The sequence below is a fragment of the Paenibacillus sp. NAIST15-1 genome (assembly GCF_001894745.1).
GTDB classification, from domain to species: domain Bacteria; phylum Bacillota; class Bacilli; order Paenibacillales; family Paenibacillaceae; genus Paenibacillus_B; species Paenibacillus_B suaedae.
In genome coordinates this window covers 617,718-635,153 of record NZ_BBYF01000002.1, presented here as the reverse complement: position 1 = coordinate 635,153, position 17,436 = coordinate 617,718, and the positions used below count along the sequence as shown (strand labels likewise).

At 43.8% G+C, this 17,436-nt stretch carries 16 protein-coding genes and 1 other annotated feature; of the genes, 3 read left to right on the top strand and 13 right to left on the bottom strand.

Annotated features, from left to right (window positions below; all coding sequences use genetic code 11):
• Positions 1 to 388: 388 nt before the first annotated feature.
• The 4 genes from PBN151_RS07000 to metH all read right to left on the bottom strand — a co-directional run bounded on the left by PBN151_RS07000 (position 389) and on the right by metH (position 7,685).
• A complete protein-coding gene (locus tag PBN151_RS07000) occupies positions 389 to 1,483 on the bottom strand; it encodes a Gfo/Idh/MocA family protein (RefSeq protein WP_072728387.1) in 1,095 nt (364 codons plus the stop codon).
• Between the two features lie 471 nt (positions 1,484 to 1,954).
• The gene (locus PBN151_RS06995) at positions 1,955 to 2,950 is read right to left on the bottom strand and encodes a metal-dependent hydrolase (protein WP_072728386.1); all 996 of its coding nucleotides are present in this window, start codon (positions 2,948 to 2,950) and stop codon (positions 1,955 to 1,957) included.
• A gap of 120 nt (positions 2,951 to 3,070) precedes the next feature.
• Positions 3,071 to 3,988, bottom strand: coding sequence for a ribonuclease Z (gene rnz / locus PBN151_RS06990; RefSeq protein ID WP_072728385.1), 918 nt, complete (start codon positions 3,986 to 3,988; stop codon positions 3,071 to 3,073).
• Positions 3,989 to 4,247: 259 nt separating this feature from the next.
• Positions 4,248 to 7,685 (bottom strand): methionine synthase, encoded by a 3,438-nt coding sequence (metH, locus tag PBN151_RS06985; RefSeq protein ID WP_072728384.1) that lies wholly within the window; start codon positions 7,683 to 7,685, stop codon positions 4,248 to 4,250.
• 165 nt (positions 7,686 to 7,850) lie between these two features.
• On the opposite strand from metH, the gene PBN151_RS06980 reads away from it, so the two are divergent.
• Entirely contained in the window at positions 7,851 to 8,393 is a 543-nt protein-coding gene (locus tag PBN151_RS06980; protein ID WP_072728383.1) for a 1,2-dihydroxy-3-keto-5-methylthiopentene dioxygenase, read from the top strand.
• Positions 8,394 to 8,519: 126 nt separating this feature from the next.
• On the opposite strand, the gene PBN151_RS06975 is transcribed toward PBN151_RS06980, so the two are convergent.
• The 5 genes from PBN151_RS06975 to PBN151_RS06955 form a co-directional block, all read right to left on the bottom strand.
• Entirely contained in the window at positions 8,520 to 8,966 is a 447-nt protein-coding gene (locus PBN151_RS06975; RefSeq protein WP_072728382.1) for a FixH family protein, read from the bottom strand.
• A gap of 286 nt (positions 8,967 to 9,252) precedes the next feature.
• Positions 9,253 to 10,059, bottom strand: a complete 807-nt coding sequence (locus tag PBN151_RS06970; RefSeq protein ID WP_072728381.1) for an HAD family hydrolase — start codon at positions 10,057 to 10,059, stop codon at positions 9,253 to 9,255.
• Positions 10,060 to 10,115: 56 nt separating this feature from the next.
• Positions 10,116 to 10,646, bottom strand: a complete 531-nt coding sequence (locus tag PBN151_RS06965) for a hypothetical protein (RefSeq protein WP_021253915.1) — start codon at positions 10,644 to 10,646, stop codon at positions 10,116 to 10,118.
• A gap of 64 nt (positions 10,647 to 10,710) precedes the next feature.
• Entirely contained in the window at positions 10,711 to 10,926 is a 216-nt protein-coding gene (locus PBN151_RS06960) for a DUF896 domain-containing protein (protein ID WP_021253916.1), read from the bottom strand.
• A gap of 179 nt (positions 10,927 to 11,105) precedes the next feature.
• Positions 11,106 to 11,468: a LysM peptidoglycan-binding domain-containing protein gene (locus tag PBN151_RS06955; protein WP_021253917.1), complete on the bottom strand. Its 363-nt coding sequence runs from the start codon at positions 11,466 to 11,468 to the stop codon at positions 11,106 to 11,108.
• A 276-nt stretch (positions 11,469 to 11,744) separates the two neighbouring features.
• Here PBN151_RS06955 and lexA point away from each other — a divergent pair, with 276 nt between their 5' ends.
• Together lexA and PBN151_RS06945 are read left to right on the top strand one after the other, a co-directional pair.
• Complete coding sequence (lexA, locus tag PBN151_RS06950; RefSeq protein WP_021253918.1) at positions 11,745 to 12,374, top strand: transcriptional repressor LexA; 630 nt, start codon at positions 11,745 to 11,747, stop codon at positions 12,372 to 12,374.
• Between the two features lie 504 nt (positions 12,375 to 12,878).
• On the top strand, positions 12,879 to 13,697 hold the full coding sequence (locus PBN151_RS06945; RefSeq protein ID WP_072728380.1) for a DUF817 domain-containing protein: 819 nt from the start codon (positions 12,879 to 12,881) through the stop codon (positions 13,695 to 13,697).
• A 59-nt stretch (positions 13,698 to 13,756) separates the two neighbouring features.
• Here the strand turns inward: PBN151_RS06945 and PBN151_RS06940 are convergent, their stop codons facing one another.
• The 4 genes from PBN151_RS06940 to PBN151_RS31790 all read right to left on the bottom strand — a co-directional run bounded on the left by PBN151_RS06940 (position 13,757) and on the right by PBN151_RS31790 (position 16,670).
• Positions 13,757 to 14,389, bottom strand: a complete 633-nt coding sequence (locus tag PBN151_RS06940) for a LysE family translocator (RefSeq protein WP_072728379.1) — start codon at positions 14,387 to 14,389, stop codon at positions 13,757 to 13,759.
• A gap of 180 nt (positions 14,390 to 14,569) precedes the next feature.
• On the bottom strand, positions 14,570 to 14,731 hold the full coding sequence (locus PBN151_RS30625; protein ID WP_227774448.1) for a hypothetical protein: 162 nt from the start codon (positions 14,729 to 14,731) through the stop codon (positions 14,570 to 14,572).
• 174 nt (positions 14,732 to 14,905) lie between these two features.
• Positions 14,906 to 15,892, bottom strand: coding sequence for a tryptophan--tRNA ligase (trpS, locus tag PBN151_RS06935; RefSeq protein ID WP_072728378.1), 987 nt, complete (start codon positions 15,890 to 15,892; stop codon positions 14,906 to 14,908).
• 105 nt (positions 15,893 to 15,997) lie between these two features.
• Positions 15,998 to 16,252, bottom strand: a binding site (T-box leader).
• A gap of 304 nt (positions 16,253 to 16,556) precedes the next feature.
• Entirely contained in the window at positions 16,557 to 16,670 is a 114-nt protein-coding gene (locus tag PBN151_RS31790; RefSeq protein WP_028533055.1) for a hypothetical protein, read from the bottom strand.
• Positions 16,671 to 17,436: the final 766 nt, after the last annotated feature.

Here is a 17,436-nt window from a genome sequence, read left to right as displayed (position 1 = left end):
ACCATCTAATGGGAAGTACTCATCAAATCATCGAATAGAGAATCTGAAAATCCCCCATCACATATTGGATTCAAAATCAAAACCTGTCTGGAGTCCCCCACAGATTGCTGCCCTGATATCCATAGCATCAAAGCCCATACAGTTGAATCAATGCTAGTATACGCAATTCCGAGCCAAAAGGACAGAGCCCCTTATCAAATCCAAGGGCGATTCCTATTCGCTTCCTATTGATTGTAGAGAACTCCCGCCGCTAGTGAGTGTTCCGATACATAGAACAGACGCGATGAAATAGAACAACTCCCGCTATTCCCATGTAGAGGGGCGGGAGCCATGCTTGGCGTGTTGGGATTGAATATCTTGCGCCTACATTCTGTGTGCTTCTGAACGTTTACCGCTGCTTCCGTGCTTGTGAGGCGTGAATCACTTGATCTACCAAGCGTTCTACGACAAGCCCATCTTCAAGTGTTGGAGCCAAGTTATCCCAACGTTCATCCCCGCAGTGGCGCAAAATAAAGTGATGCAGCGCAGCGAAATGACTGTCCTGGAATATGCCCATTGTTGCCTTCTCATCAGGAAGCAGTGCAAGTGATTCTGGTTCTGGTGTCGCCCCATGACGACCGCTGACTAGATGCAGCTGCGGTTTCTTATCGGTTTCCAAATCGCAAGTGATGCTTCCCTTCGTTCCAACAATGTGCACACGGAACGCATCCTCACCTAATGCAATACGGGATACTTCCACGATTCCTTGAATGCCTTGCTCTGTTACATAATTCATAAGTGCCCAATCATCTACATGAACAGCCAACCGTTCGTCCGTTCCGTTTCCTGCTCTACGGCTCTTAATAAATGTTTCGGTATTGCCATCCACACTCTTCATTTCACCAAACCAATGACGGAGTAAATCAAGTGCATGAACACCGATATCCGTAATAGCTCCTCCTCCAGATAATGAGTTGTCTACCCGCCAACTGTAAGGCCTGGCATCACTTAAATATCCTGAACGCAAATATGCCAGTCTGCACTGAAGCACATCGCCGATAATCCCCTCTTCCAGCCATGCCTTTATCCGCATAACTGCCGGATGATAACGATAGACAAATGCAAGCTGCTGTGTCAGTGTTGAAGGGACATCCTTCAGCACTTGCGCGGTAGAAGCGGCACTTTCTGTTACTGGCTTCTCGCAATAGAGGGCTTGATTATATTGAACCGCCATACGGACTTGCTCAGCATGGAGCGCATTTGGCGTGCAAATGCTAATTGCTTCCGCTCCATCGTATTGCAAAGCTTCTTCCAAGGAGGAAGTAACATGTACAAAGCCAATTTGGCGTGCCTGATCCAACGTCTGTTCAGGTCGACGGGTAACGAGTGTATTCAATACCGGTGTAACGGGAAGCTGCTTGATAATCGGCATCGTACGCAGTGCAATCATATGCGTCTTAGCGATATTTCCGAAGCCTACGATCGTAAATCCAAGTGTATTCATAGCAGATCCACCTTCCATGTATCCAGCAACGACTAAGATGTTTCGAATAGAAGTGCCTTGGGAAATGAAATAACTTATTTCTACATTGTAAATAACCATTTCAAGGCTGGCAAGAGCATATATACGGCTCAACAAGGCGTCGCTTCGACGAAGAGTGATGTCAGAGACTGTCGATTGCAGGCAGTGCGTGATGCAAACAAGCTGCAAGCCGGACTATTTGTCAGGTTCTGCGCTTTCCCGGGAAACTTTTATGTACAATTGCCTTTCTATTCCCCTGCTTTTCCCCTTCCGCTCGTTTCAGACTGCTGGATCTCAGGTCAATCGCCAACGACTTGTACCATAACCTTGATGAAAAAGAAAGAAACGGATTGCTCCGTTTCTTGTAGATGAGCCAGTTATTCCTAATGTAGATTCACTGTGCATATTATTCTCAGTTGGAATGTTGCAGCCTATTCAAGCAGTACGTTTCTGTTATACATAAGGAGGCTCCCAGCCTTTTTTGCTCCAACCGACTTTCGTTCTAACTACTCGAAGCTGCTCATCAAGCTCTACCTCAACGCCGAACGGCAGCCCTCTTCGATGCCAGAAGCGAACATCATTCCATATGATTTTGTAGCCATCGCTCCAGCGCTGTGTTCGAACGATCACTCGTTCAGCAAATCCAAGAAATGCCCGTACTCCATCTGTCGTTAGGGCCGGCTCCATAACTCGGTCGTCTATGAACATTTTGTTGTATATGCTGTGTTTCTCAAAAGTTACAGCTGACGATAACCGCAACGGATTGCAGTGCCGTATCCAACCTGTCTCATAATGCTGTTCATACTCAACAACGTACTGCCAGCTAAGCCAAGTGACCTCTGGAACAAGTTGATAATGAAGGCCGCATGGAAATTGCTCCTGCAATCGATGCAGGAGACGCTGGTGAACCTTCCAACGCCACACGATATACAACAGAGTCGCCGCATATCCTCCGATAAATAACCATGCAGCATCTGTTCGCGTCAGCCATAACCAGCTAATAACCCCTATTAGATGAACGACAAATAAGAAAGGATCAAACAAACATAACACATCAGCATGAAGCCATCTGAGCGAAAAAGGCCTTCCAGCTTGAACTCCATATGCATTCAGCCAGTCCAAGCCAATGTGCACCATGATTGCAAGCCAAGTATACAGCAGAACGAGCGGCCATTCGTCCCCCACTTGAAATAACCATGAGATCGGCAGACCAATGACAATTGGCCATACGAACCATGCTGGAATCGCATGAGTAATGCCCCGATGGTGGCGCAAATAGGCTGCATAGCTGCGAACTCGTGTAATTGCATCAAAGTCAGGTGCATGTGAAGCAATGAGTGTGGCGGTCAAAATTGCAGAGAACAATCCCGGCTGCTCCGCAACCTGAGGGTGCAGACAAGCAGCTCCAGCCAATGAAGTCCCAAGCAGCAAATGACTCGCTGTATCCATCCATAACTCCTCCTTAGCATCACGGTTGCTGAACATACAATTGCCTAGGCAATTGCATATCCAACTAACCCAGTTATGGATAGCGTATCGAGGAACCATTAACGGTGCATTGTGGTGATATTAAGATGTTGTAACGATCATATGTTCATCAGCAAGAACGGTATTAGAAAATAATTCGCACGCCTCCTTCAGCAGTTCCTCCATCCGTTCATCATTGTATCGCGAGCTGAAATGGGTTAACGCAAGCTTCTTAACGCCTGCTGATACTGCGATTTGTGCAGCTTGCCGAGCCGTACTGTGGCCAAACTCATTTGCATTTTCACGTTTATCGTCCATGAAGGTCGCCTCATGCACAAGCAGATCAACACCTTGAGCCAACTTGATTGCATTCTCACATGGACGAGTGTCGCCGAGTATCGTCACTGACTTACCGGGAATTGGGCTTCCAAGAACAGAAGACGCTTCTACCATTTCACCAGATGGCAGCACAATATCTTGCCCTCGTTTCAGTTGACCATATAACGGCCCCGGCAGCAGATTCTTTTCCTTTAACAGATTCAAATCAAGTCTGCCTGGCCTCTCCTTCTGCTGCACTCGATAACCTAAGGATAGAACACGGTGTTCAAGAGGCAGTGCCGTAACTGCAAATTGTTCATCTTCCCAGATGACTCCTGACTCCACCTCCTGAATATGAAGCTCGTAAGGCAGATGCGTTTCACTTAATTCGAACACAGTATGTATAAATCGTTGAAGTCCCACCGGGCCAAAGACGGTGAGTGGAGAAACTCCACCTTGATAGGCACGACTGGACAATAGTCCCGGTAACCCGAAAATGTGATCCCCGTGCAAATGGGTGATAAAAATAAATTCGCACTTGCCTAGCTTTAATGGGGATTGCAGCACTTGATGCTGGGTTCCCTCCCCGCAGTCGAACATCCAGAGGGATCCGCGTTCCTCATACAGACGCAGCGCCATACTACTTACATTGCGCCTAGTTGTCGGCATACCCGCTCCTGTTCCCAAGAAGTATATATCCATACTCGTGTAATACCTCCTACTTCTGAAGTAATCAATCCAGCTAAGATTGGTGATATGTATATTTTAAACCTAGTTAACTATTTGTTGTATAAATGATTAACGTGCATAGTATGCCTCACTATGCAAAGATATAATAAGCTCCGCACGCCTACCGGCAATACGGAGCTCATTGTGTATCTGTAGATAAGAGGGTGTCCCTAATATAGACAACTTACCATTTCCGTTGATAAATCGAAAATGAATTAGAATTATGCCTTATTTATGCTTTATCCACGTTAAAGTATTGCGCTTGCGGATGAGCGAAGACCATCGCGGATACAGATGCCTCTGGCTCCATCATAAATCCTTCTGTTAAGTGGATCCCGATATCCTCAGGCTGCATGAGCTTGAATAATGGTTCTTGATCCTCAAGATTTGGACAAGCTGGATAGCCAAATGAGACTCGAATGCCTTGGTATCTAGCACCAAATCTCTCCTTCATCGTCATCGTTTCTGGATCAGGATAGCCCCATACTTCGCGCATCATATGGTGAATTCGTTCTGCCAGTCCTTCTGCAAGCTCCAACGCTACAGATTGAAGCGCATGAGAACGCAAGTATTCCCCCTTCTCCTTCCATTGATCGGCCTTGCCGCGAACATCATCCCCAGCAGTTACAACCAAGAAGCCTACATAATCCATTACTCCGCTTTCTTTCGTACGGAGGAAGTCTGCAAGACACAAGTAAGGTTCAACCTGCTGACGTGGGAAGGTAAAGGTATGCAGTACTTCCTGAACGTTGTCCGGATTGTATATATGAATAGAATCCCCTTCCGATTGAGCCGGGAAGAAACGATACATCGCGTTCGCTTTTAGCACACCTGCTTGTGATTCTTCCACTAAAATCTGATCAACGGTTTCTTTCAAATCAACAGTCTTAGGATCCCGGTTCTTCAGAAGCTGTTCCACAGATCCCTTCAATCCTAAATGATGGCCAAGCAGCATCTGGAAGTTCAAATAAGGGATGACTTGAGGAATTGGAATATCTCGAAGAACATGACGCTCCAAATCCGGCGGAATGTATACTTCTGCTTCTCTTATGTCCGAGCGTACCGCACGTGTAAGCTCTGGCAACTTCGATTGATTTTCCGCTTCACGAGCTAGACGCTCTTTATGAGCGCGAAGCTCTTCCACTAGAATCTTGCGCTCTGAAGAATCCATAATTTTATTGGCAAGATCAAGACCGTCCATGGCATCCTTCGCATATAAAACTAATCCATCGTATTCGGGGCTAATCCGATTCTTGGTAAATTTCCGCGTCAATGCCGCTCCGCCAACAAGAATCGGCACATCGATTCCAGCTGTTCGCAAATCTTGTGCGGTTATGACCATCTGCTGGGCAGACTTCACAAGCAAGCCCGACAGACCGATTGCATCTGGCTTCTCCTTGCGATAGGCTTCGATCAATTGATCTGGCGGAACCTTGATACCTAGGTTGACGATTTCATACCCATTATTCGATAAGATGATTTCAACTAGATTTTTGCCGATATCATGCACATCGCCCTTAACCGTTGCGAGTAGAATTTTCCCTTTGACAGCAGACTCGTTCTTCTCCATATGGGGTTCCAAGAAGCTTACCGAAGCCTTCATGACTTCTGCACTTTGGAGCACTTCTGCAACGATAAGCTCATTGTTGTTGAACAGTCTTCCGACCTCTCCCATCCCTTCCATTAAGGGACCATTAATGACCTCAAGCGGCGAGTACTTCTGAAGCGCCTCCGTTAAGTCAGGAACAAGACCTTCCTTCGTGCCTTCTACTACATATGAAGCTAACCGCTCTTCAAGCGGCAGGTTGCTAGTCTTTTCTTTCTTCTCGACTTTACGGTTGCGGAACGCAGCTACGAATGCAGCCAGTGTATCATCGTTTGTGTCGTACAATAGATCTTCCGCAAGCTTGCGTTCATGTTCTGGGATGGATGCATAGCGTTCCAACTTCTCCGTATTGACGATCGCGTAATCCAATCCAGCCTTCGTGCATTCATATAGAAAGACGGAATTCAATACTTCACGCCCAGCCTCAGGCAAACCGAACGAGATATTACTGATTCCTAGAATCGTTTGAACCTTTGGAATGGTCTCCTTAATGAGGCGAATCCCTTCCACTGTTTCTTTTGCAGAACCAATATATTGTTCATCGCCCGTCCCAACTGGAAACACGAGTGGGTCGAAGATAATGTTTTCAGGCTGTATACCGTAATCATTTACAAGGATGTCGAAGGATCGCTTCGCCACCTCAAGTTTATCTCCACGCGTAATCGCTTGACCACGTTCATCAATCGTACCTACAACCAAGGTTGCACCATAACGATGAACAAGCGGTACGACGTGGTCGAATTTCTCTAGTCCGTCCTCTAAGTTAACAGAGTTAATAATCGCTTTCCCTTGTGAATACTTCAACGCCAGTTCCAATACCTTGGCATCTGTCGTATCGATGACGAGCGGTGCCTTAACCTTCTTTACAACTTCCCGCAGAAATTCCTTCATATCAAGAGCTTCGTCGCGATCCGGATCCTGAACGCACACATCGATGACATGTGCTCCATTTTTCACCTGTGCACGTGCGACTTCAGCGGCTTCTTCGATTTTACCTTCAGCGATCAATCGCTTGAATTTGCGCGAGCCGAGAACATTTGTACGTTCCCCTACCATATAAGGGCGGCTCTCATCTTCCACATATACCGTCTCAATCCCGGATACAGCCGGAGGATGTTCGCCGAATGCAGTACGTGGAGCATAATCGAGCAATGTCTCTCGTAGTACGCGAATATGTTCAGGTGTTGTTCCACAGCATCCCCCTGCAATATTCAGCCAGCCCTGCTCAGCAAAGGTTGCGATTTTGCGGGCAAGCGATTCTGGTGATTCATGATAGTGACCATTCTCATCGGGAAGCCCTGCATTTGGATAGCAACTGATCGCAGAGTTCGCGATGGAAGCAAGGGTACGCAAGTGATCGCGCATGAATTCCGGCCCAGTCGCACAGTTTAATCCGATCGAGATTGGCTTCAAATGCTCTAGGGAGATGTAGAATGATTCAATATTTTGACCAGCAAGCGTTGTCCCCATCGGCTCGATCGTCCCCGATATCATGAGCGGAAGCGTGATGCCCGTAGACTCGAATGCCCGTTGAATCGCGATCGAACCCGCCTTAACGTTCAACGTATCCTGTGAAGTCTCCAATAGGAGCGCATGAACGCCTGTTTCAATAAGCGCGACTGCCTGTTCATAATAGCTGTCAATTAGCTCATCAAATGTTACCCCGCCGGTAACCGATAAAGTCTTCGTCGTCGGCCCCATAGCACCGGCAACGAAACGCGGCCATTCTGGTGTGCTGTATTTTGCAGCTGCCTCGACAGCAAGCTTCGCCGCGGCAACGTTCAACTCACGTGCTTGATCAGCAATATCATAATCGGCAAGCACGATACTGGTAGCCCCGAACGTATTCGTCTCTAATATGTCTGCGCCCGCTTCTAAATATTGTTCGTGTATTCTAGAAATGACATCTGGACGTGTCAGGACTAACATCTCATTGCACCCATCCAATTGTTCGCCTCCAAAGTCCAGTGGCGTTAAATCGGCTTGCTGGATCATCGTGCCCATTGCACCGTCTAAAATGAGAATGCGTTCTTGTAGTTGTTCCTGTATCGTTCTTGTTTTCATCGCTCTGCCCACCCTCTGTCTTAAACGTTAAACCCTAGTTTAGCAGATGTGATCCGATTAGAAAAGACTCATGAATGAGTCATCGTAAAATGTTTCTTGCCCAAACATTTCCTCTGTAATATAATTAAATAAATAAATCGCATTGGGAAACGGGGGATTTTGCAAATGGCACAGGTACGTATCCGAAACACGAACGAAATCATAATTGGCGAAGAAAATGTTCGTTCTTTCCTATCAGCGCAAGGAGTGCTGTATGAACACTGGGATCCGAACAAACTTGCCCCATCTTTGCGTGATAAGTACGTACTATCCGATGAAGAGAAGCAAGCCATTTTAGACACGTATGAAGGAGAAATCCGTGATTTGGCTGAAAGACGGGGCTATCGTACGTGGGATTTGATTTCTTTATCAGACGCTACTCCCAATATCGAAGAGCTGCTAAAGAAATTTGAACAGGTTCACACGCACACAGAAGACGAAGTAAGAGCTATTACGGCCGGAAATGGTATTTTCATAATTAAGGGAAGCGACGACATCGGTTATATGGATGTTGAATTGGAGGCTGGGGATGTAATTTCCGTCCCTGAAGAAAAGCCGCACTACTTCACTCTGATGGATAATCGTCAAATTGTTGCAGTTCGACTGTTCATTGAAACAGAAGGATGGATCGCGCATCCGTATTCGGATCCTACTTTCCAACAGGCGTAATTCGGAATCATAATCGATAAAAACCTCCCATTACTGATAATAAGAGGGGCAGCCTAAGAAGATCGTGATTCGGATCTTCTTAGACTGCCCCTTCTTCGCATAAATTCTTGTTATGTATTCAGATTCTTATTTTACAATAAATTGCTTCTTCGGCATCGAGTGCATGTCACGAGCAGTCACATGAGAAATGACCGTGTAGGTACCAGTCTTATCAAACGTTTTCTCAATCTGATACGTGCCATCTTTCGTGAGCTTTCCCTCAATCTTCTCGTGGTCAGCCCCATCCAGCCACAACTCGAACTCTACTTTATCTGCATCATCTACCGCTTTCTCCTCTTGTGTGACCTGTGCAGAGATGGTGATAGCTTCATTGATTTTGACTTCTTCCGGCACTTGCAAGTTTACCTTAATCATTGCTGCCATCTCATTTTTACTGTCCTGTTTATCACTGGAGCCATGACCTGCATGTCCTTCATGACCGCCACCTGCTGACGAGCTATTTCCACAACCGGCTAATAGCATTGCTCCTATTGCCATTGTTAGTACGATTAATTTACTCTTATTGTTGAACATAATCGTCGTTCACTCCTCAACTGTATCCTAGATTTATCGTATCACATTATAGACAGCATTCTCCAATTCCTCATGACTCCATTGGGCTATAATGAGCATCATTGTGTGACGATCCTATGACATTTGTCACATTTACCCTTGTAGTTTCATGTGGAGGGTAATCAAATTAAGGTACTCACACTAATCTTGCCGACACCTCGCGAAGATTACCGTATATCAAAGAGGCCTGTGTTCCCACAGGCCTCTTTGTCATACACGCGGAGTAAGTAATTACATCCCCGCCGATTTATGATTCCTTCGAATTTATCTCATCAATAATTTGCTCAATTTCACGCAAGCTTGCAATCGTATATTCAGGGTGAATATTGCCAGACAATTCAACGCCTTTGCGGTTCAGCCACGCATGATGCATGCCAACATTCTGCGCGCCTAGAATATCCGTCGTTAATTTGTCGCCAATCATGATCCCTTCATGCGGTTCGATGCCGAGCAATGACATCGTGTGCTTGAACAGCTCTGGATCAGGCTTCCCTTGTGGATGATCTCCAGAGATAACGATATGATCGAAATAGGATAGAAGCTCACGCTCTCCATTCAGCTTCTCCTGCTGCAAATCAGGCGATCCGTTCGTTAACAACAATAGTGGATATTGCGCAATCAATTGTCGCAGCACCTCATAAGTCTCATCGTACACATACGAGCGAGAACGACGTTCACTCATAAATCGCTCCGCCAGCTCGGCACCTAATGCATCATTAGGTTGACCAGCGGCTTGAAGACCTTGTGTCCATGCAGATTGTCGATACATCGGCGCAAGCTGTTCCAACAATCGAAATTCAGGATGTTCTCCCTCTGCGAATCTCCCCCACAGCGCTTCAAAGGGATTAATCCCAATATTCTGTGTGAAAGGATAAGTCTCATAAGAGGCAAACAATTCACGAGCAGCTTGGCGAACGAATGCTTCCAATTGTTCTACATTGACCCCAGTCTTATCTTGCGCGTATTTACAAGTTGCAGCAAAAGCTTCCTCAACACAACGCTCATCCCATAACAAAGTATCATCCAGGTCGAACAGTACAGCACGAATAGCCAAGTTTCATCTCTCCCATCACAGCGACAATGATAACGAATCCTCTATATCGGATTTCTCTATTTTTTCGAGTCTTTCTTCGATGTATCTTCGAATTCAATCTTATGTTGATTTGCGAAGGAACGAAGACGTTCCCCCATTGCATTCGTATCATAACGATTCAGCACTCGCGAGAAAATCCAATTCGCACCTTTCCCCGTGTGTTCAATAACAACATAACCAGGTTGGATCGCAATTTTCTTCATATCCTTTGCAGAGAGAGTACGGAGACGATTCCAGCGAATCGTAGATACCTCACCTGCTCCAACACGAAGAAATGGTCTTCTCAGGAATAATATAATCCCCAATCCGACGTAACACACGATTGTGATCCAATATAGAGTTGGATATTGATTGTCCGTAATGATACCGCCCAACAATCCATACATAATGGCGAAGGCGATTAAAGCGATTGGCATAATGAAGCTGCGTCCTTTAAACTCTTCGTGCGCAGGCTTGCCAGCAGCGAACGTCGGCTTGCCTTGCTTCATTCGCTGTTTGTTTAACTTTTCACTATTTTGACGGACTTTACGTTCCCAACTGCGAGACATGAATTCGCAACCCCCTGTATAGTAAACGAATAATGTGAATCCATCGTTATCGATGAAGGTTCATTTAATGAACGATCCCGTTCGATCCAGAGTTATCTGTTCCTTCTTCATCTTCTACATAGCGAATAGTGTCTAATTGATTGCGTACCTGCTTGCGGAATAGAACCAAATATTCCTCGCGCAGTTTCGCGCGTTCTTCCATTTCCTCATCGCTCAGCCCAACTGTCTTATGTTTGCGGGCCAATTCATTAATTCGTGCAATAAGCTTGTCGATATTCATCAGGTACCTCCATGTGTGTAAGCATATGTTCTACTTTGACATGGAGGTAACAGCTTGTCAAGCAAGCAGCAAGAAAGCTTTTATATCGCAAAAAAGAGGCCTCTTCGGGCCTCCAACCTTCTGCTCTTATGTATCGGAATGCAAAGCTTCTCAACCGTAAATTCGACAATGACCCCGACTCATCGGATCGGAACGAGCAATACTTCTCCTGCCGGTAAGATATCACCTTTCAATTGATTCATCTCAACGATTTCATATATAAACTGACGCGTATCCGTATGTTCTGGCTTATAAGAGGATGCAATCCCCCAGAGTGTATCTCCAGGCTGAACAAGTACGCGCTCCACAGCAGCTCCATTTACAATTTCCGTTTGGCTATCATCCATGCCAAGCGCTTGAACAATGCTTCCACAAGTAATGAACAACAATACAATCAGGCTCATGATGAATCGAACACGTAAAGGAAACAAACGCTTCTTCTGAATAGGTTGTGAAGCTGTTGTCGACACCTTATAGATTGAACGATATGTTGTATACATCATAAATGACTCATCTCCCAAACACTTGTTCTGTTATCTTGTATAATGTAATCTAACACGAACACACGTTTGAGTCAATGTTTTTTTAGAACGTTCGTTCCCCTTTTTATATTATCGAAAAATAAGCATTTAGCCTCATTTAACTTTCTCTTGTTTCTCTCTCGTAATTTACGAACTTCTCACAATCTTTTTCTGCAGAATCTTTAGAACTTATGTTTGTACGAACGGAGGTTCTGTGGTATAATTTTGTCAAAAGAGTATTCATTGGAGTTGATACCCTTGTCTAAAATATCAAGTCGTCAACAAGCTATCCTTGATTTTATACGTGATGAAGTTCGAGCTAAAGGTTATCCGCCTTCTGTTCGTGAAATAGGCGAAGCCGTTGGTCTAGCATCCAGTTCCACTGTTCACGGTCATCTTGATCGACTCGAGAAGAAGGGATTCATTCGCCGTGACCCTACGAAGCCTCGTGCTATTGAACTGCTTAGCCATGATCAATCTGAACGTTCAACAGACTTCTCTCGCTCCTTCGCACGCGTGCCGGTCGTTGGGAAAGTAACTGCAGGCGAGCCAATTACCGCAACAGAGAATATTGAAGATTACTTCCCTCTTCCTATGCATATGGTGGGAGATGACGAGAATGTATTCATGTTGTCGGTCATGGGTAACAGCATGATTGAGGCTGGTATACATAATGGCGACTTTGTCATCGTGCGTCAGCAGCAGACAGCGAACAACGGTGATATCGTTGTAGCCATGACTGAAGAAGATGAAGCAACGGTTAAGACATTCTATCGTGAGAAGGATCATATCCGCTTGCAGCCTGAAAATCCAACCTATGAACCGATTCGCTTACAGCATGTAACGATTCTGGGCAAAGTTATTGGTTTGTTCCGTGATTTTCATTAAGACATTACATTGATGCCTCGTTCTCTTCTTTTTAAGAAGGGAGCGAGGCATTTTTGCTTTCTCATTATTTCATATCATTTGCTGAACAGTACCTGAACAATCTCATCTAGAAAAGAAGCAGTACCTTTCATTTGCAGGAGTGGCCTTATGAACAAGACCGGGTATAACGAAAACCCAATACGGAACACTTCTGTTTGCATCCATATTTGGCCTATTAAGTTGGAAGTTAAAATTAACGCTCTTTTCTATTCATAAAATTCGACTTTCTCTCCTTATCTTCACTGAAACAACCTCACCACTGTTCACTCTTATGAACCCTAATCGTTCGAGAGATTTATACCACATCGAATATATACACACATCAACTTTAGCAATAAATATTTATTGTATAACAATAATTTTTTATTGACTAAAAGCATGTATTTGAATAGGATAATACCTAATGATACACCTCGTATAACTGTTCAAAATTCATTTTTCACGAACACAAGGTAGGAGATAACTATGAATAACTTTTTCAAACTAAAATCATTCCTCAATTTTGGCTGGCACCAGGCAATGTCCTGCTTGTTCCCCGCTTATATTTTCGCGATGTTGGCACTCACGAAGGTCATTGACATTCCATTCATGCATCGCTATGATTTCCTATTGCTTGTTTGTATCTTGGCGCAGGTTCTAATGATCCGGTTTGGGATAGAAACAATGGATGAATGTAAAGTAATCTGTATGTTCCATTTCATCGGTCTTGCACTTGAAATATTTAAAATCCATATGGGATCATGGGGCTATCCGGAAGACGGCTGGTCTAAAATACTGGGTGTTCCTCTATATAGCGGATTTATGTACGCAAGTGTGGCAAGTTACTTATGTCAAGCGTGGCGGCGACTGCAGGTCAAGGTAAATCGATACCCTTCTGCTTGGTTAACGATTCCGCTAGGTGCGGTGATTTACTTCAACTTCATGACTCATCACTTCATTTACGATTTGCGTTGGGTTTTGATGATTTTGCTATTCGTCATCTTCTTTAGAACCTACGTGGAATATACCGTATTAGGCGTGACACGAAGAATGCCGATTGTTCTGTCGTTCGTCTTAATCGGATTTTTTATATGGGTGGCTGAAAACATCGGGACTTTCTTGGGCGCATGGTATTATCCACATCAGACGAACGGCTGGAATCTCGTAAAGTGGGGAAAATTCAGCTCATGGTTTTTGCTTGTCATCGTTTCCTTCATGATCGTCGCCCATCTGAAGCATGTAAAAGGAGGACACTTCAAGAGAAATAGTCATACTCGCTTCAATGAATCGACATTTCAGAAGTAAAACACAACCTTTTAAATACAAAAGCAAAAAACCTAGAGCCCTAACAGCTCTAGGTTTTGTTACAGTATTCCTTGAATTGCTACTATAAACTCATATAAGAAATACCCCGCGAACCCAAATAAAATCAGTCCTGCGATAATAGACATCCGCTTAATCATAGTTCGGCTCATTACTCTTCTCGTGACAGCCACAATGGCAAGCAACCCAACATCATGGAGGAGGATACCAGCTAATATTCCTGCACCTACGATTAGAAATTTTGCCGGTTGTGTCGTATCATACGAATCAGATAGCACCGCACCAAAAACGGAAATCCAAAACACAAGATTACCTGGCGATATAGCGACGAGCAGTCCATTTCGGTAGGAACTGAAAAATGATGCATTCGGTTTATCGCCAGCCAATGTAATGCCTTGATCCGAGTTTTTGATGGAATCATAGCCTAAATAAATTAAAAAGCATGCTCCGATAACCCACATAGGGATTTGAATAACAGGGATGGCAAGCACGGAAGCCAAGCCCATATATAAGGCAACGATTAATAAAAAATCAATGGTCATCCCACCTAATCCAACAGCCCAGCCATGCATAAATCCCTTTTTCATCCCTTGCTTCGTCATTTCAACGGTCATGGCACCTACAGGCATTGCAACGGCAAGCCCCGCTAGTAAATACGTGAAGAAAAGATTCAATTTCCAACACTACTTTCTATATGTAATAGTTGCTAGTCAATATACACTATACTATATAAATACATAACATTATATATTTATGCATGACAAACTTGAAAATTTTAGGAAAGTTGACACATACTAAAAATGAACCCCTATTGATATGTATGTAAGAGGACGTAAATACTTCATCATATTTTACTACTCAAAAGCTCTATTTGAACGCATTTCTTCATCCGATAAATTCTGAGATAAATTCGTTACAATCGTTCCTGGGTGATCAGATAATGCACGTACATTAAATTCCTCACCTCGTTTATCCAACTCAACTGCAAATAATGTCATGTATTTATTCGTTCCCATCGGTGAACTTGCGTTCTATTTAAGTACACTATTTCATTCGAGTGATATAACTGAGCAAACAGCCAATTTCCTAACATGTAGGAATTTGGCTGTTTATCTTCTACACAATATCTAAGCGTAGGATTGAATGTATAAAGTAAGTTAATACTCTATTGGGTACAACAAACAATCAGCTTAGAAATAGTTCATACTCATTGCATCACGTATTTCTAACATCGTTTCTTTTGCTACAAGGCATGCTTTTTCTGTACCCGACATAAGAATTTCATCGACCTTTTTGGAATCGTTTTGATACATTCTTCTCCGTTCTCTCATTGGTTCAAGTAAATGGTTGATACTTTGCGATATCTTTCGTTTGCATTCCATACATCCAATCTGCCCCTTTTTACAACTTTCATAAATCTCATCGGAGCCTTCTTTACGAAATGCTTGATGATAAGCGTAGACTGGGCAAATTTCAGGATGTCCGATATCCGTTTTATGGATCCGAGCAGGATCAGTTGTCGCTTTCTTTAGCTTCTCACTAACCTCTTCCTGAGTGGAGTCCAAATTGATCGTGTTACCTAGACTTTTGCTCATTTTATTATTTCCATCTAATCCGACCAGTCGTGGAACATCACCTACAAGTGGTTTTGGTTCCACTAACACAGGTTTATAAAGTTGGTTAAACCGCCGGACAATTTTCCTTGTTTGTTCGATATGAGGAACTTGGTCTTCTCCTACTGGAACCAAAGTCGCCTTACAAAAGGTAATATCAGCCGCCTGGCTTACGGGGTAGCCCAGGAATCCGTAATACATATCATGGAATCCACGTTCTGTGGCTTCCGCCTTTATAGTAGGATTGTGACGTAACGAATTGACCGTAACAAACATGGAAAAATAAGTGGTTAATTCAGCAATCTCTGGGATCAAACTCTGAATAAATATTGTTGCGCTATCAGGGTTAATACCTGCTGATAAATAGTCCAATGCCACATTGCGCAAGTTTTGTTTAATTGATTCAGGTTTTTCAAAATGAGTAGTCAGGGCTTGAACATCTGCAAGTATTAAAAAAGTTTCGTATTTGTTTTGCAACTCCACACGATTTTTTAAACTGCCAACGTAATGGCCAAGGTGCAGTTTTCCTGTAATCCGATCGCCTGTCAAAATCCGTTCTTTCACTTATGTTCCTCCTCATAATGTTATTTCTGAAATGCAATCTTGTGATCCACCAACCATCATCCATGGCCATCACCCCTTTCAAGTAATATAAAAAAACCTCGCCCAATAAAGGACGAGGTTTTCGTGGTACCACCTTTTTAATCGCTATTAGCGATTCACTCTAAAGTACGGCAAGATGGTTTAACCATCAATACGATACTCCTCTCATGATAACGGAGAGAGAATCCCGGCAACGCCTACTCATTTCAGCGGAGCGATTCAGAAGTCCATTCGGCATCAGGTGAGGATCGGTTCACAGCATCCACCGACTCTCTGAACCTCATTATCTGATACGTACTTGCTCTTCATCAACATCGTTGATCCGTTCATATATAATTGAAAGTACTATAACAGATAACAATCAGTAAATCAAATTAAATTGCATCTTTCGCAGCTCGTTGCGAATCATTTGATTGAATCGATCCAAATACTGTTGTATTTACGAAGGACCCCGCTATGGATGAATTTTGGGGATAATGGAAAATTACATCTAGGAAAAAGAAATAAGAGCCGGGGGATGCCCATACGGCTCTTATTTGCTTACCGGTGTGCCGGCACAACACCAGTATTTCAAACAGATTTGCAGTGTACAGATACAGAGCTATGAAATCAATCTACTTAGATGCTAAAAAATAAATGAACGGGAAATGATAACCAACAAAATGAACAAGACCAAGATTACACCAATCGAAGTGAAACCTCCAAATCCACATGAGAAACCTCCAACAACTTCACCCATATGCGTTAACCTCCTCTCGTTTGGCACATTTACATCGTATAAATGTTACCTTCATTCTGACTCGGCTATTTCCTATACTGAATTAATTAGGCGGTGTTGCCCCTTCAAGGGTAGAATTCCACGACTCCGTCCATTGAATCGGCTCTTATTCGAACTGGCCTTTATGCCCCCTCGACAACAGGATATTCAAGTTATCAATACTGAAGATGCGTCATTAGTAAATTTGATCCTCGTGAAATGCCTATGGGGGAATTGTGTGAGCTCAGATCCTTTTATCAAATTAACAAAAGCTGCCACAGAGTACGATGACCAACAAAATAAACAGAACCAATATTATGGCTGTAGAAGTAAAGCGATGATGATGACCAATTTCACTCATTTGAGATGCCCTCCTCTCGCTAGATACAATACATATAGTATTAAGGTAGTTATGTGCGTGTCTCGGCTATACCCTATTCATTGTAAAAAATACTAAGATCCACAGACTTCCGTTCCCGCAGTGCTTTATTAAGCCTGTTTCATATTCCGCTATAAACCATGCTCATTGTTTTTGGATAGACACCGTATTCAACTCCCCATTCCAAGCTATCATCAGATAGCCTGCAGCTTCTATGCACTGACACATAGGTAAAACGGCCTAACAAGTGCGCTTATACAGCTCATTCTCTACTTCAACATCTGCTACCTACTTGCCTCATTTTATGGACTGTAGAAAGTGCCGATTACTTCTTGACCCATTCTCAAAAGGTCGATTAATCCCTCACTA